Here is a 14,634-nt window from a genome sequence, read left to right as displayed (position 1 = left end):
GGTGCCGCCGAACCGCCCGGCAGGCTCTAACCTCATGGTCACGACCCCCGCCGCCTCCCCGCTGCCACAAGCATGGGGGGCCTGGGGGAGTCCCGTCCCACCCGCCGCTACCGACTCAGGAGTCACCACCGTGACCGACGTATCTGACGGCGTCCTGCACACCCTGTTCCATTCGGACCAGGGAGGTCATGAGCAAGTCGTGCTCTGTCAGGACCGTGCCAGCGGCCTCAAGGCCGTCATCGCCATCCACTCCACCGCCCTGGGCCCCGCCCTGGGCGGTACGCGCTTCTACCCGTACGCCTCCGAGGAGGAGGCCGTCGCCGACGCGCTGAACCTCGCGCGCGGGATGTCGTACAAGAACGCCATGGCCGGGCTCGGACACGGCGGCGGCAAGGCCGTGATCATCGGTGACCCCGAGCAGATCAAGAGCGAGGAACTGCTGCTGGCCTACGGCCGGTTCGTGGCCTCGCTCGGCGGCCGGTACGTCACCGCGTGCGACGTCGGCACCTACGTCTCGGACATGGACGTCGTCGCGCGGGAGTGCCGCTGGACGACCGGCCGCTCCCCCGAGAACGGCGGCGCGGGCGACTCCTCCGTGCTCACCTCCTTCGGCGTCTACCAGGGCATGCGGGCCTCGGCCCAGCACCTGTGGGGCGACCCGTCGCTGCGGGACCGCAAGGTCGGGGTCGCCGGCGTGGGCAAGGTCGGCCACCACCTGGTGGAGCACCTGCGCGCCGAGGGCGCCGAGGTCGTGATCACCGACGTGCGCGAGGACGCGGTGCGCCGGGTCCTGGACCGGCACCCGCAGGGCGTCACCGCCGTGGCCGGCACGGCGGAGCTGATCCGCACCGAGGGCCTGGACATCTACGCCCCGTGCGCGCTCGGCGGCGCGCTGGACGACGACACGGTGTCCGTGCTGACCGCCAAGGTGGTCTGCGGCGCCGCCAACAACCAGCTCGCCCACCCGGGCGTGGAGAAGGACCTCGCCGACCGCGGGATCCTCTACGCGCCGGACTACGTGGTGAACGCGGGCGGGGTCATCCAGGTCGCCGACGAGCTGCACGGCTTCGACTTCGACCGGTGCAAGGAGAAGGCGTCGAAGATCTTCGACACCACGCTCGCCATATTCGCACGTGCGAAGTCGGACGGCATTCCGCCGGCCGCGGCGGCCGACCGGATCGCCGAGCAGCGGATGGCGGAGGCGCGCGCGGCACGGTGAGGCGGGACGTGCCGGGGCGGCCGGCCGCGACCGCCTCGCACGTCTGAGCGGTACCCGCCGGGGCGTAGTTGGAGAGAACTCTCACTTCTCCCGGCGGGTCGAGCGCCGATAAGTGGCAAAAATCGCGTTTGACCAGCGAGGACGAGGCCCTGCGGCGGTCCTGGGCACGGGCACGTCATGCGGGCGACGTACCGGATGGGCGCGGGCTCAGGTACCGTGGAAGCCACTACGGACCGGTCTCTCCGAGGAGAGTCCGTTCCGGACCATGAACGCGTGTCAAGACTCTGGGGCCGTCGAGCCCCGTCGTTGAGGGGGTCGAGCCATGGGGCGCGGCCGGGCCAAGGCCAAGCAGACGAAGGTCGCCCGCCAGCTGAAGTACAACAGCGGTGGGACGGACCTCACACGCCTGGCCGAGGAGCTGGGCGCATCGACATCGAGCACATCACCGGCCAACGGTGATCACTTCGACGCCGATGAGCATGACGACGACCTGTACGCACGGTACGCCGACCTCTATGAGGACGACGCCCAGGACGAGGACGGCCAGTCCTCGCAACAGCGTCGCGGCGCTTGACCTTGCACTGAGCAGCAGACCGGTCGGTGACGGAAGTCACCGGCCGGCTTCTGTGCTACCCGGGTTCGTGCTGCCCGCACCGTCCGTACGGGCAGCACCCCCGGGTGCTCACGTCGCGTAGTCACTCACCAGGGCGGCGCCCGTCGGGCGGTCGCCGCGTTCGGTGATCTCGCCGGCCACCCAGGCGTCCACGCCCCGGTCGGCCAGCGTGGCCAGGGCCACCTCGGTGGACTCCTGCGGCACGATCGCGATCATGCCGACGCCCATGTTCAGCGTCTTCTCCAGCTCCAGGCGCTCGACCGATCCGGTCCGGCCGACGAGGTCGAACACCGGGCCGGGCGTCCAGGTCGAGCGGTCGACCACCGCATGCAGCCCGTCCGGCACGACCCGGGCCAGGTTGGCCGCGAGCCCGCCGCCGGTGACGTGGCTGAAGGCGTGCACCTCGGTGGTGCGCAGCAGCGCCAGGCAGTCCAGCGAGTAGATCTTGGTCGGCTCCAGCAGTTCCTCGCCCAGGGTCCGGCCGAACTCCTCGATCCGGCTCTCCAGGGCCAGGCCGGCCTGGTTCAGCAGCACGTGCCGCACCAGGGAGTACCCGTTGGAGTGGAGTCCGGAGGCGGCCATCGCGATCACCGCGTCACCCGAACGGATACGGTCGGCGCCGAGCATCCGGTCGGCCTCCACCACGCCCGTGCCGGCACCGGCGACGTCGAAGTCGTCCTCGCCCAGCAGGCCGGGGTGCTCGGCGGTCTCGCCGCCGACCAGTGCGCAGCCGGCGAGCACGCAGCCCTCGGCGATGCCCTTGACGATCGCGGCGACCCGCTCGGGGTGGACCTTGCCGACGCAGATGTAGTCGGTCATGAACAGGGGCTCGGCGCCGCACACCACGATGTCGTCCATGACCATGGCGACCAGGTCGTGGCCGATGGTGTCGTAGACGCCCATGCGGCGGGCGATGTCGACCTTGGTGCCCACGCCGTCGGTGGCCGAGGCCAGCAGGGGACGGTCGAACCGCTTCAGGGCGGAGGCGTCGAAGAGGCCGGCGAATCCGCCGAGGCCGCCGAGGACCTCGGGGCGCTGCGTCTTCTTCACCCACTCCTTCATCAGGGCGACCGCGCGGTCGCCCGCTTCGATGTCGACGCCTGCGGCTGCGTAACTGGCGCCGCCCCCGTCAAGGGATGTCTGGGACATGGAGGTGAGAGCTTTCGTGTCGTACGGCAGGGCTTACGGGCGGCGGATCGCGTCGACCGCGGCCGGGGCGGCCGTACCGGCGGCCAGCTCCGTCTCCAGCAGCTGCTTGCCGAGGAGCTCCGGGTCGGGCAGGTCCATCGGGTACTCGCCGTCGAAGCAGGCACGGCACAGGTTCGGCTTGGCGATGGTGGTCGCCTCGATCATGCCGTCGATGGAGATGTACGCCAGGGAGTCGGCGCCCAGGGAGGTGCCGATCTCGTCGATCGTCATGCCGTTGGCGATGAGCTCGGCCCGGGTGGCGAAGTCGATACCGAAGAAGCACGGCCACTTCACGGGCGGCGAGGAGATCCGGATGTGGACCTCGGCCGCGCCGGCCTCGCGGAGCATGCGGACCAGGGCGCGCTGGGTGTTGCCGCGGACGATCGAGTCGTCGACCACGACCAGCCGCTTGCCCTTGATCACTTCCTTGAGCGGATTCAGCTTCAAGCGAATACCGAGCTGCCGGATCGTCTGCGACGGCTGGATGAACGTCCGTCCGACGTAGGCGTTCTTCACCAGGCCGGCCCCGAACGGAATGCCGGACGCCTCCGCGTAGCCGATGGCGGCGGGGGTGCCGGACTCCGGGGTGGGTATCACCAGGTCGGCCTCGGCGGGCGCCTCGGCGGCCAGACGGCGGCCCATCTCGACGCGCGACAGGTAGACGTTCCGGCCGGCGATGTCGGTGTCCGGACGGGCCAGGTAGACGTATTCGAAGACGCAGCCCTTGGGCTTTGCTTCCGCGAATCGCGAACTGCGGAGGCCGTTCTCGTCGATCGCGACGAACTCCCCCGGCTCGATCTCCCGGACGAAGCTGGCGCCGCAGATGTCCAGGGCGGCGGACTCGGAGGCCACCACCCAGCCGCGCTCCAGCCGGCCGAGGACCAGCGGGCGGATGCCCTGCGGGTCGCGGGCGGCGTAGAGCGTGCCCTCGTCCATGAAGACGAGGCTGAAGGCGCCCTTGACCAGGGGAAGGACGACGTGCGCGGCCTGCTCCACGGTCACCGGCTCGCCGTCGGCGGCACGCTGGCCCGCCAGCAGGGCGGTGATCAGGTCGGTGTCGTTGGTGGCCGCCACCTTGGGGGCGCGGCCGTTCTCCTTCGGCAGCTCGGCGACCAGTTCGGCGAGTTCCGCCGTGTTGACCAGGTTGCCGTTGTGGCCGAGCGCGATCGATCCGTGCGCGGTGGCACGGAAGGTCGGCTGGGCGTTCTCCCACACCGAGGCACCGGTGGTCGAGTAGCGGGCGTGACCGACCGCGATGTGACCCTGGAGGGAACCGAGCGAGGTCTCGTCGAAGACCTGGGACACCAGGCCCATGTCCTTGAAGACGAGGATCTGGGAGCCGTTGCTGACCGCGATTCCCGCGGATTCCTGGCCCCGATGCTGGAGGGCGTAGAGCCCGAAGTACGTGAGCTTGGCGACCTCTTCGCCCGGAGCCCAGACACCGAAGACGCCGCAGGCGTCCTGGGGGCCCTTCTCTCCGGGGAGCAGGTCGTGGTTGAGTCGTCCGTCACCACGTGGCACGGAACCGAGTGTAGGCGAGGTCGACCACTGGTCCGAATTGGGGATCCCGGACGAGCGGTGGCTCACCCGGCGGCGAAAGCCGGCACCTCGACGCCGTCGTCGCTGGTCAGCGTGAGATTCCGGTACTCGATGCGGTACTCGGCCCGGCCGTCGAAGAGCTTCAGCACCGTCTCCTCGACGTCCATGAGTGAGCCTTCGCACATCATTCGGGTCGTGGACGGGGCGCCGAGGGTGATATGGCCGTCGCGCACCGTGGCGTCGGCGCTCACGTGGTTGCACCCCGTGCTGCCGGAGACGGTGCCCTGCTCCCGGTCGACGGTGAGGTGGGCCCGGCCGTCGGCGCCGGGGAGCGCGATGCTCCACCTCGTGCCGCGCAGCGGTGCGTGCTCGGCACGGCTGAGCCGGACGGACGTGCCGTCGTCGGCGGTGAGGGTCAGCCGGTCGCCGTCGGCCCGGGTCGTCAGCGGCTGGTTCCTGAGGGTGTCGGCGAGGTGGCGCTCGAAGTCCATGACCGGCTCGGGGCAGGCCATCAGGGTGATGCCGATGGTGAGGGTCACGCGGTCGCCGTCGAAGGCGGCCCGGCCCCGGAGCCGGTTGCAGCCGTAGTTGCCCTCGGCCCTGCCCCCGTCGTCGACGGTGAGGTGGGCGTCGGAGGGGGCGCGGTGGGTGGTGCCGCCGGCGGTGACGCTGTCCACGTCCCACCGGACGCCGGCGATCCGCTGCTCCGCGCCTGCGGAACCGCTGTCCGTGCCGGCCCGTGCGGTGCCGCAGGCCGCCGTCAGCGGTAAGAGGAGGAGGGCGGCGGCGGTCAGGGCGGTGCGTCGCCTGCCGCGTTCCCCGGTGGTCCGCCGGATCGTCCGTCCGGTCGCCTGCTCGCGCTTCTGCCTGTCCATACCGGTCGGACGGGGAGGGGGACGAACCGGTTCCCTCCCCGCACCTCCCTCCCCGGGTCAGCCCAGGAGCGGCAGGTGGGGCCCCAGGTCCGCGCGCTCCCCGCTCGCGCTCACCTCTCCGGCGGCCACCGCGTCCCGCCAGGCGGTACGTCCGGTGGCCAGGCGGATCCAGGTCAGCGGGTCCGTCTCGACGACGTGGGGCGGTGTGCCACGGGTGTGCCGGGGCCCCTCCCCGCACTGCACCACGGCGAACGGCGGCACCCGCACCTCCGTCGAACCGCCGGGCGCCTTCCCCGCCAGGGTGTCGGCCAGCATCCGGGTGCAGACGGCGAGGGCCTGACGGTCGAGGGGGATCCCGAGGCCGGGGACGGCGGCGTTCAGGTCGTCGGTGTGGACGACCAGCTCCACGGTGCGGGTGACCAGGTGGCCGGTGAGGGCCGTGGCGCCGGCGCGCGGAGCGGGGGTCCGGTCCGGCGGGGCGTCGGACAGGTGCCGGGCCAGGTCTTCCCCGGTGCGGGTGAGGAGGCCGGCGAGGTCGGGAGTGGCCTCGGCAGGGGCCCGGGCGTCCCCGGCGACCGCGTCGGCGTGGGTGGCGGTGGCGGCCGGACAGTCCAGCAGGGGCGGATCGGGCTCCGCCGGTCCGTCCTGCTCCGGGGTGCGGCCGATGCTCGCGACGGTCGTCGCCAGGTGCGCGGCCAGGTCCCGTACGGTCCAGTCCCCGAGGCGCGTGGGCAGGGCGAGCCGCCGCTCGTCCAGGGCGCCCACCGCCTGCCGTACGTGCCCGAACTGGGCGAGGACGGCGGCGCGGGTCCTGACGGGGTCGTAACTGCGGGTGCGCTTCCTGGCCGGTGGCATGGCGGAAGCCTATGCGGGGGCCGCGGGCGCCGGCTCGGGTAGGTCGAACACCTCGCCGTTGCGCGGGACGCCGAGGCCGCGCCAGCGGAACGGGACTCCGCGCGCCGTGTCCGGGTCGGGACCGTCCATCAGCTGGAAGTGCAGGTGCGGCTCGGTGGAGTTCCCGGAGTTCCCGCAGCGGGCGACGACCTGGCCGGCGCGCACCGTGTCGCCCTCGCGGACCGTGAAGGAGCCGCGCCGGACGTGGGCGTAGGCGGCGTAGGTGCCGTCCCCGAGGTCCAGCACGAGGTGGTTGCCCAGGATCCAGCGGACGCCCGACATCTCGCGCACCGATCCCTCGGCCAGCATCAGGTACAGCAGCGCGGGCACGGAGGTGCGGCTGCGGTGGTCGCGCCGGCCGTCGTCGGCCCGTACGACCGTGGCGTCGGCCACGGCGAGCAGCGGGGCACCGTACGCCGGGAACTCCTCGGGGCGGCGGCCGAGCGGCCACAGCGCCGAGAACCCGGGGCGGGCGCCCGGCTCCGGTTCGGCGACGAGGTCGATGGCGTAGGTCTGGCCGTAGGCGTGGACCCCGTGGCTCGGCGTGCGGTCGGCCGGGCTGTTCAGCGCGGACCAGCGGCCGGTCACCGGCGGAGCGACCTCGACGGGCGGCCGGGCCGTGCCGGGGGCGTCGGGTGCGCCGCCCCAGCGGTTGACCACGGTGATCAGGACGTAGGCGAGGGCGAGCGGGAGGAGGTTCCACCACACGGGGTGGTCCCAGCCGAGGCACAGATGGGCGGTGACCAGGGCGATGCAGCTCAGCTGCAGGCCCCGGAAGACGGTCATGGCGATCTTGCGTACGGACATGGTTCCCCCGTGTCCTCGTCGGTGCGGTGGTCAGGGGCGGGCCGCCGACAGCGCCACCAGCAGCGGGACGACCCGGCCCGGCGGGACCTCGTGGCGTCCCCGGCCGGTGGTGTGCAGCCAGCCGGCGGCCGTGAGCTGGCGCAGGTGGTGGTAGATCTGGCCGGTGGTGCCCACGCCGTCCAGTTCGGCCAGCTCGGCCGCGGTACGGCGGCCGCCGGTGATCTCCCGCAGCAGCCGCAGCCGGACCGGGTGCCCGAGCGCGGCGAACGCCTCGGCGGCCTCCTGCCAGTCGGTGTCCAGGAGCCCTTCGGTGAGCGCCCCGTGCTGCCACTCGTACTGCTCCCCGGTGGGCAGCCGGACCGCCCCGGTGAACAGCACCCCGCCGTCGGCCGCGCCCAGCCCGGCGAGCTGCTCCTTGAACCCCTGCAGGGCCCAGAAGTCGCCCTCGCCGATGCGGGGTGCCGGGTGCTGCGCCTTCTCCAGTGCCGCCAGTCTCCGTTCGAGGTCGGCGACGCGCTCTTCGAGTTCCACACTCAGAGATTACGGAACTACGTAATTACGTGCAAGAGGCGGAGCGGCCCGGAAGACGACGCGAACGCCTCGTCCGGCCCGCCGCGCGGCCGGCGGGGACACGCGAAGCCCCCGCCCGGCGGACCGGACGGGGGCTTCGTGAGGTGCCGGAACCCCTACGCGAGCAGCGCGGGGATCGTCGCCTCGTGGGTCTCGCGGAGTTCCGCCAGGGTCAGCGTGAACTCGCCCTGGACCTCCACCGTGTCGCCGTCGACGACACCGATGCGGGTGGTGGGCAGGCCGCGGGCACCGCACATGTCGGTGAAGCGCAGCTCCTCCGAACGCGGGACGGCGACGATCGCGCGGCCGGCCGACTCGGAGAACAGGAAGGTGAAGGCGTCGAGGCCGTCCGGGACGACCAGCCGCGCGCCCTTCCCGCCGAGCAGCGCCGACTCGACGACCGCCTGGATGAGACCGCCGTCGGACAGGTCGTGCGCGGCGTCGATCATGCCGTCGCGCGAGGCCGAGATCAGGATCTCGGCGAGCAGGCGCTCCCGCTCCAGGTCGACCGCGGGGGGCAGACCGCCGAGGTGGTCGTGGACGACCTGGGACCAGGCCGAGCCGCCGAACTCCTCACGGGTGTCACCGAGGAGGTGGATGAGCTGCCCCTCCTCGCGGAAGGCGGCCGGGGTGCGGCGGGCCACGTCGTCGATGACGCCGAGGACGGCGACCACCGGGGTCGGGTGGATGGCGGCCTCGCCGGTCTGGTTGTACAGCGAGACGTTGCCGCCGGTCACCGGGGTGCCGAGCTGCTGACAACCGTCCGCCAGACCGCGCACGGCCTCGGCGAACTGCCACATGACCGCCGGGTCCTCCGGCGAGCCGAAGTTCAGGCAGTCGGAGACGGCGAGCGGCTTGGCGCCGGTCGTCGCCACGTTGCGGTAGGCCTCGGCGAGGGCCAGCTGGGCGCCCGTGTACGGGTCCAGCTTGGCGTAGCGGCCGTTGCCGTCGGTGGCGATGGCGACACCGAGCCCGGTCTTCTCGTCGACGCGGATCATGCCGGAGTCCTCCGGCATCGCCAGCACCGTGTTGCCCTGCACGAAGTGGTCGTACTGCTGGGTGATCCACTGCTTCGACGCCTGGTTCGGCGAGCCGACCAGCTTCAGAACCTGGTCCTTCAGCTCCTCGCCGGTCTCCGGGCGGGGCAGCTTGTTCGCGTCGTCGGCCTGCAGCGCGTCCTGCCACTCGGGGCGGGCATAGGGGCGCTCGTAGACCGGGCCGTCGTGGGCGACGGTGCGCGGGTCGACGTCGACGATCTTGCCGCCGTGCCAGTAGATCTCCAGGCGATCGCCGTCGGTCACCTCCCCGATGACGGTGGCGATGACGTCCCACTTCTCGCAGATCTCGAGGAAGCGGTCGACCTTCTCCGGCTCCACGACCGCGCACATGCGCTCCTGCGACTCGCTCATGAGGATCTCCTCGGGCGAGAGCGTGGAGTCGCGCAGCGGCACGTCGTCGAGGGTGACGCGCATGCCGCCTGAGCCGTTGGAGGCCAGCTCGGAGGTGGCGCAGGACAGGCCGGCCGCGCCGAGGTCCTGGATGCCGACGACCAGCTTCTCCTTGAACGCCTCCAGGGTGCACTCGATGAGCAGCTTCTCCTGGAAGGGGTCACCGACCTGGACGGCGGGACGCTTCGACGGCTTGGCGTCGTCGAAGGTCTCGGAGGCGAGGATCGACGCGCCGCCGATGCCGTCGCCGCCGGTGCGGGCGCCGTAGAGGATGACCTTGTTGCCCGCGCCGGAGGCCTTGGCGAGGTGGATGTCCTCGTGCCGCATCACGCCGATCGCGCCGGCGTTGACCAGCGGGTTGCCCTGGTAGCAGGCGTCGAAGACGACCTCGCCGCCGATGTTGGGCAGGCCCAGGCAGTTGCCGTAGCCGCCGATGCCGGCGACCACGCCGGGCAGCACCCGCTTGGTGTCGGGGTGGTCGGCGGCGCCGAAGCGCAGCGGGTCCACGACCGCGACCGGGCGTGCGCCCATCGCGATGATGTCGCGGACGATGCCGCCGACGCCCGTGGCCGCGCCCTGGTAGGGCTCGACGTAGGAGGGGTGATTGTGCGACTCGACCTTGAAGGTGACCGCGTAGCCCTGGCCGACGTCGACCACGCCGGCGTTCTCGCCGATGCCGACGAGCAGCGCGTCGGACTCGGGGGCCTTCTCGCCGAACTGGCGCAGGTGGACCTTGGAGGACTTGTACGAGCAGTGCTCGGACCACATCACCGAGTACATGGCGAGTTCGGCGCCGGTGGGCCGGCGGCCGAGGATCTCGACGATCCGCTCGAACTCGTCCTTCTTCAGTCCGAGTTCGGCCCAGGGCAGCTCGACGTCGGGGGTCGCGGCCGCGTGCTCGACCGTGTCCAGAGGCGTCCGGCTCATGCGTTGACCAGCTTCTTGAGGATCGAGGTGAAGAAGGGGAGGCCGTCGGTGCGGCCCGTGCCGATCAGCGGCTCGACGGCGTGCTCGGGGTGCGGCATGAGGCCGACGACGTTGCCCGCGGCGTTGGTGATGCCGGCGATGTCGTTGAGCGAGCCGTTGGGATTGAAGTCCACGTAGCGGAAGGCCACGCGGCCCTCGGCCTCCAGCTCGTCCAGCGTCCGCCGGTCGGCCACGTAGCGGCCGTCCATGTTCTTCAGCGGGATGTGGATCTCCTGGCCGGCCGTGTAGTCGGCGGTCCAGGCGGTGTCCGCGTTCTCCACCCGCAGCTTCTGGTCGCGGCAGATGAAGTGCAGGTGGTCGTTGCCGAGCATGCCGCCGGGCAGCAGGTGGGCCTCGGTGAGGATCTGGAAGCCGTTGCAGATGCCGAGGACGGGCAGGCCCGCCTTCGCCTGCTCGATGACGGTGTCCATGACCGGCGAGAAACGGGCGATGGCCCCGGCCCGCAGGTAGTCGCCGTAGGAGAACCCGCCGCACAGCACCACGGCGTCGACCTGCTTGAGGTCCTTGTCCTTGTGCCAGAGCGACACCGGTTCGGCACCGGCGAGACGGATCGCGCGCTCGCTGTCCCGGTCGTCGAGACTGCCCGGGAAAGTGACGACGCCAATACGAGCGGTCACTTCACGGCCTCCGCGACTTCCTCGACACGGACGGTGAAGTCCTCGATGACGGTGTTGGCGAGGAAGGATTCCGCAAGATCGCGGATGCGGGCGAGCGCGGCCTCGTCGACCGGCCCGTCAACTTCCAGTTCGAATCGCTTTCCCTGACGGACGTCCGAGATCCCGTCGAATCCCAGACGCGGCAGTGCGCGCTGCACCGCCTGGCCCTGGGGGTCGAGGATCTCCGGCTTGAGCATGACGTCGACTACGACGCGTGCCACTGGCACTCCCGGTGTGTGGTGCTGAGCAGGTCCCTTCAGACTACCCGTACAAAATTTCTACGCGAGTAGAGTTGGAGGAATCTACGTGACCCCGATCACGATTCGGCATCGCGGGGAGACAGCATGGAAAAGATCCGGGAAAGATCCGCCTTCTCTCCCCCGACGCTATTGCGCGCCGGACACGCGGGCAGATTTAGTCGGGCTTCCCATTGCATTGCCCGGCACTGTACAAATGAATTGTCATTAGCGGATGCTCTGCCCTATTACAGGGCCGACAGCCGACATCCAGGTGACGTCCCGGCACGTCATCGGCGACGTCATCGACAGGCGTCACCCGAGGTGTCGCACGAAGGGACCGATATTCGTGGCGCAGAAGGTCGTGGTCACTCTCTTTGACGACATCGACGGCTCGGAAGCGGCGGAGACGATCGCCTTCGGCCTGGACGGCACGTCGTACGAGATCGACCTGAACGAAGCAAATGCCGGCGAACTGCGCAGGGCGCTCGCCCCCTACGTCGAGGCCGGCCGCAAGCGCTCCCGCTCCGGCAAGGCCTACCGGCAGACCGAGGTCGCCCCCGACCCGGCGGCGGTGCGGGCCTGGGCCCAGGCGCACCGCATGGAGGTCCCGGCCCGCGGCCGCATCCCCAAGCGGGTCTACGAGGCGTTCGCCGCCGCCCGCTGACCGGGCGGACTCCCGGGCACCGGGCCGCGACACCGACCGCGCCACCGGGCTCCACGCGGCGTCCGGCCGCACGCGGCATCCGGATGCCCCGGCGGGCAGCTCGCGCTCCGCGCGCCGGGCCCGGCTCCGGACCGCGCGCCCCACGCGCACCACGGGCCACGCGCAGGGCCTCTCGTTCGGGGCCTCACGTTCGGGACCCCGCGTTCCGGACCACTCGTACCGGCCACGCGCACAGAGCCTCTCGTTCAGGCCCACTCGCACAAGCCCCCTCGCTCCCCGTGCGCCCTCCGCGCGCCCCCGGCGGGACGGTCCCGTGGACGCCCCGCAGCCGGCTGGGCCGTCACCCCGACGGGTCGCCGGCCCGCCCTGGACGACCGCTCCGACGGCCGGTCAGCCGGGGTCCGCGTCAACCGACTTGCGCAGCACCCCTGGTGATCAGCTAGAGTCTGGAGCACGCCGAAGGGCAGGGCCGAAAAGCCCGGCCCACGGAGTACATGCGGGTGTAGTTCAGTAGTAGAACATCCCCCTTCCAGGGGGAAGGCGCAGTGTGCAATTCCTGTCACCCGCTCTGCACCGCCACCGAGTGCCCTTGTGGATCAGGTAGGCTGGTGTTCGCACCGACCGGTGAAAGCTGGTCGGGAGCCACGCGGACGTAGCTCAGTTGGTAGAGCGCAACCTTGCCAAGGTTGAGGTCGCGAGTTCGAACCTCGTCGTCCGCTCCGGGAAGAAGACCCCGGTCCCCCAGGGACCGGGGTCTTCTCGTATGTGTGTGACGTGGTCCGCGTCGGCTCTGCCGGGAGCGATCCGGTCGGCGGGCTTCGTTCGGTCCGCCTCGGCCGGCCTCGACCGGTCGGCCATGAGCCGGCTCCGGCGCCCTCCGCGCCCTCTGCGTCTTTCCCACTCCCTGCTCCCCGCGCTCCCCGCGCTCTCCTAGTTCTCGAGTCCTCCGAGTTCTCCGAGTTGTCTGAGTTATCCGAGTTCCCTGCAGCCCTTGCTCCCCTTTCCTTCCTCCTCATCCCTGATGTCCTCCACGCTCCCGTCGGCGTCTGACATTTGTCATGGCGACCCGTGACACCCCGCACTGTCATGTGCCCGACCGGACAGTGAGGATGGGGGCATGTCAGGTTCAGGTATGGAGCACGAGCACGACCACGTGATCGAGGTCACAGGGCTGCGCCGGGTGTACGGGGACGGCTTCGAGGCGGTGCGCGGGATCGACTTCTCCGTGCGCCGCGGGGAGGTCTTCGCCCTGCTGGGCACCAACGGCGCCGGCAAGACCTCCACCGTCGAGCTGCTGGAAGGGCTCGCCGCCCCCGCCGACGGCCGCATCCGCATCCTCGGACACGATCCCTACACCGAGCGGGCCGCCGTCCGTCCCCGGACCGGCGTGATGCTGCAGGAGGGCGGCTTCCCCTCGGAACTCACCGTCACCGAGACCGCGCGGATGTGGGCCGGCTGCGTCAGCGGCGCGCGTCCCGTGGACGAGGCGCTGGCCACGGTCGGTCTGCAGAGCAAGGCCGGTGTGCGCGTCAAGCAGCTGTCCGGCGGTGAACGGCGCCGCCTGGACCTGGCGCTCGCCCTGCTCGGGGACCCCGAGGTGCTCTTCCTGGACGAGCCCACCACCGGTCTGGACGCCGAAGGCCGCCAGGCCACCTGGGAGTTGGTGCGCGCCCTGCGCGACCGGGGCACCACCGTCCTGCTCACCACGCACTACCTGGAGGAGGCGGAGAACCTCGCCGACCGGCTCGCCATCCTCCACCAGGGACGCATCGCCGCGGCCGGCACCCCGGCGGAGGTGACCGCCGCCCAGCCGTCCCGGATCTCCTTCGACCTGCCCGACGGCTACTTCGTCGGCGACCTGCCCCCGCTCGCCGAACTCGGCGTGAGCGACCACGAGACCGACGGCCGGACGGTCCGGCTGCGCACCCGTGAACTCCAGCGCGCGGCCACCGCCCTCCTGGTGTGGGCCGAGCGGGCCGGCGTCGAACTGCACCGCCTGGACGTGCGGTCGGCGTCCCTGGAAGAGGCGTTCCTCGGCATCGCCAAGGAGGCGTCCACGGGGTCGGCCACCGCCGGGACGCGGACCGCCGGCACGGACACCACGAAGGAGATCGCGGCATGAGCGGCGCCCAGCCGACCGTCACCCGGCCGACCGCCCCCCGGTCCGCCACCACCCCGGCGAGCCGGATGGCCGCCCTCGCCCGCGCCGAGCTGACCATGTACGGCCGGAGCAAGGGCACACTCTTCGCGGCCCTGTTCGTGCCCCTGGTGCTGCCCGTCAGCGTGGCCCAGGCCGCCGACGAGATGGACCTCGAGGGCGCCGGCCTGACCTTGGGCACCGTCGTGCTGCCCGCCGCGATCGGCTTCGCCCTGCTGTTCGCGGTCTACTCCGCGCTCGTCGGCATCTTCGTCACCCGGCGCGAGGAACTCGTCCTCAAGCGGCTGCGCACCGGGGAACTGCGGGACACCGAGATCCTCGCCGGGTCCGCCCTCCCCGCCACCGCCACCGGCCTCGTGCAGAGCCTGCTGCTGATGACCGGCTGCGCGCTGCTGCTCGACATGTCGGCGCCGTCCGCGCCGCATCTGATCGTCGCCGGGCTGCTGTTCGGGGTGGTGATCTGCGTGGCCCTCGGCGCGGTGACCGCCGGCTTCACGCGGACCACCGAGAGCGCCCAGGTCACGCCGATGCCGATGCTCATCGTGTCGATGCTCGGCTCCGGGATGACCGTGCCCCTGGAGGTGCTGCCCGACCGCATCGCCGCTTTCTGCGAACTGCTGCCGCTGACCCCGGTCGTCACCCTGCTCCGGGGCGGCTGGAGCGGCGACCTGTCGGCCTCCGACACGCTGTCCGCCCTGGGGCTGGCGGTGGCCTGGACCGCGCTGTCGGTGTTTGCTGTACGCCGGTGGTTCCGCTGGGAGCCCCGGCGCTGACCGA

14 protein-coding genes and 2 tRNA genes are annotated in these 14,634 nt (G+C 71.5%); 7 read left to right on the top strand and 9 right to left on the bottom strand.

All coding sequences use genetic code 11. The features are described 5' to 3' along the window. Positions 1 to 130: 130 nt before the first annotated feature. Positions 131 to 1,219: a Leu/Phe/Val dehydrogenase gene (locus ACSU53_RS16275; RefSeq protein ID WP_437028446.1), complete on the top strand. Its 1,089-nt coding sequence runs from the start codon at positions 131 to 133 to the stop codon at positions 1,217 to 1,219. Between the two features lie 322 nt (positions 1,220 to 1,541). Beyond that, positions 1,542 to 1,793 carry a DUF3073 domain-containing protein gene (locus ACSU53_RS16270; protein WP_437028444.1) on the top strand — a complete coding sequence of 84 codons (252 nt, stop codon included), beginning with the start codon at positions 1,542 to 1,544 and terminating at the stop codon, positions 1,791 to 1,793. Positions 1,794 to 1,901: 108 nt separating this feature from the next. On the opposite strand, the gene purM is transcribed toward ACSU53_RS16270, so the two are convergent. The 9 genes from purM to purS form a co-directional block, all read right to left on the bottom strand. After that, entirely contained in the window at positions 1,902 to 2,981 is a 1,080-nt protein-coding gene (purM, locus tag ACSU53_RS16265) for a phosphoribosylformylglycinamidine cyclo-ligase (RefSeq protein ID WP_437028442.1), read from the bottom strand. 33 nt (positions 2,982 to 3,014) lie between these two features. After that, positions 3,015 to 4,541 (bottom strand): amidophosphoribosyltransferase, encoded by a 1,527-nt coding sequence (purF, locus tag ACSU53_RS16260; RefSeq protein ID WP_164338831.1) that lies wholly within the window; start codon positions 4,539 to 4,541, stop codon positions 3,015 to 3,017. A 62-nt stretch (positions 4,542 to 4,603) separates the two neighbouring features. Beyond that, a complete protein-coding gene (locus ACSU53_RS16255) occupies positions 4,604 to 5,434 on the bottom strand; it encodes an META domain-containing protein (RefSeq protein WP_437028439.1) in 831 nt (276 codons plus the stop codon). Positions 5,435 to 5,491: 57 nt separating this feature from the next. Beyond that, positions 5,492 to 6,289 carry a sterol carrier family protein gene (locus tag ACSU53_RS16250; protein WP_437028437.1) on the bottom strand — a complete coding sequence of 266 codons (798 nt, stop codon included), beginning with the start codon at positions 6,287 to 6,289 and terminating at the stop codon, positions 5,492 to 5,494. Positions 6,290 to 6,298: 9 nt separating this feature from the next. Further along, positions 6,299 to 7,135 carry a M23 family metallopeptidase gene (locus ACSU53_RS16245; protein WP_437028435.1) on the bottom strand — a complete coding sequence of 279 codons (837 nt, stop codon included), beginning with the start codon at positions 7,133 to 7,135 and terminating at the stop codon, positions 6,299 to 6,301. Positions 7,136 to 7,165: 30 nt separating this feature from the next. Further along, positions 7,166 to 7,666: an ArsR/SmtB family transcription factor gene (locus tag ACSU53_RS16240; protein ID WP_437028433.1), complete on the bottom strand. Its 501-nt coding sequence runs from the start codon at positions 7,664 to 7,666 to the stop codon at positions 7,166 to 7,168. Between the two features lie 155 nt (positions 7,667 to 7,821). Beyond that, the gene (purL, locus tag ACSU53_RS16235; RefSeq protein WP_437028431.1) at positions 7,822 to 10,080 is read right to left on the bottom strand and encodes a phosphoribosylformylglycinamidine synthase subunit PurL; all 2,259 of its coding nucleotides are present in this window, start codon (positions 10,078 to 10,080) and stop codon (positions 7,822 to 7,824) included. Then, complete coding sequence (purQ, locus tag ACSU53_RS16230) at positions 10,077 to 10,757, bottom strand: phosphoribosylformylglycinamidine synthase subunit PurQ (RefSeq protein WP_437028429.1); 681 nt, start codon at positions 10,755 to 10,757, stop codon at positions 10,077 to 10,079. Before purQ ends, purL begins: the two co-directional genes overlap by 4 nt. Beyond that, complete coding sequence (purS, locus tag ACSU53_RS16225) at positions 10,754 to 11,017, bottom strand: phosphoribosylformylglycinamidine synthase subunit PurS (protein WP_362093692.1); 264 nt, start codon at positions 11,015 to 11,017, stop codon at positions 10,754 to 10,756. Before purS ends, purQ begins: the two co-directional genes overlap by 4 nt. A 364-nt stretch (positions 11,018 to 11,381) precedes the next feature. On the opposite strand from purS, the gene ACSU53_RS16220 reads away from it, so the two are divergent. From ACSU53_RS16220 to ACSU53_RS16200, 5 genes are all read left to right on the top strand, one after another. Beyond that, complete coding sequence (locus ACSU53_RS16220; RefSeq protein WP_437028427.1) at positions 11,382 to 11,699, top strand: histone-like nucleoid-structuring protein Lsr2; 318 nt, start codon at positions 11,382 to 11,384, stop codon at positions 11,697 to 11,699. Between the two features lie 496 nt (positions 11,700 to 12,195). Next, positions 12,196 to 12,267 (top strand) — tRNA-Gly (locus ACSU53_RS16215). A 78-nt stretch (positions 12,268 to 12,345) separates the two neighbouring features. Continuing rightward, a tRNA-Gly gene (locus ACSU53_RS16210) sits at positions 12,346 to 12,418 on the top strand. A 398-nt stretch (positions 12,419 to 12,816) separates the two neighbouring features. Further along, a complete protein-coding gene (locus ACSU53_RS16205; RefSeq protein WP_437028425.1) occupies positions 12,817 to 13,821 on the top strand; it encodes an ABC transporter ATP-binding protein in 1,005 nt (334 codons plus the stop codon). Continuing rightward, positions 13,818 to 14,630, top strand: coding sequence for an ABC transporter permease (locus tag ACSU53_RS16200; protein WP_437028423.1), 813 nt, complete (start codon positions 13,818 to 13,820; stop codon positions 14,628 to 14,630). The genes ACSU53_RS16205 and ACSU53_RS16200 overlap by 4 nt, the downstream gene beginning before the upstream one ends. Positions 14,631 to 14,634: the final 4 nt, after the last annotated feature.

Source organism: Streptomyces sp. enrichment culture, from assembly GCF_964273255.1.
In the GTDB taxonomy this organism is placed as follows: domain Bacteria; phylum Actinomycetota; class Actinomycetes; order Streptomycetales; family Streptomycetaceae; genus Streptomyces.
This window is presented reverse-complemented; position numbering and strand designations above follow the sequence as displayed.

Bases quoted from the DNA above. Each gene is read 5' to 3' on its own strand.
- ACSU53_RS16205 (WP_437028425.1), top strand. From the start codon at position 12,817: ATGTCAGGTTCAGGTATGGAGCACGAGCACGACCACGTGATCGAGGTC.
- purM (WP_437028442.1), bottom strand. From the start codon at position 2,981: ATGTCCCAGACATCCCTTGACGGGGGCGGCGCCAGTTACGCAGCCGCA.
- ACSU53_RS16200 (WP_437028423.1), top strand. From the start codon at position 13,818: ATGAGCGGCGCCCAGCCGACCGTCACCCGGCCGACCGCCCCCCGGTCC.
- ACSU53_RS16255 (WP_437028439.1), bottom strand. From the start codon at position 5,434: ATGGACAGGCAGAAGCGCGAGCAGGCGACCGGACGGACGATCCGGCGG.
- ACSU53_RS16250 (WP_437028437.1), bottom strand. From the start codon at position 6,289: ATGCCACCGGCCAGGAAGCGCACCCGCAGTTACGACCCCGTCAGGACC.
- purL (WP_437028431.1), bottom strand. From the start codon at position 10,080: ATGAGCCGGACGCCTCTGGACACGGTCGAGCACGCGGCCGCGACCCCC.
- ACSU53_RS16245 (WP_437028435.1), bottom strand. From the start codon at position 7,135: ATGTCCGTACGCAAGATCGCCATGACCGTCTTCCGGGGCCTGCAGCTG.
- ACSU53_RS16270 (WP_437028444.1), top strand. From the start codon at position 1,542: ATGGGGCGCGGCCGGGCCAAGGCCAAGCAGACGAAGGTCGCCCGCCAG.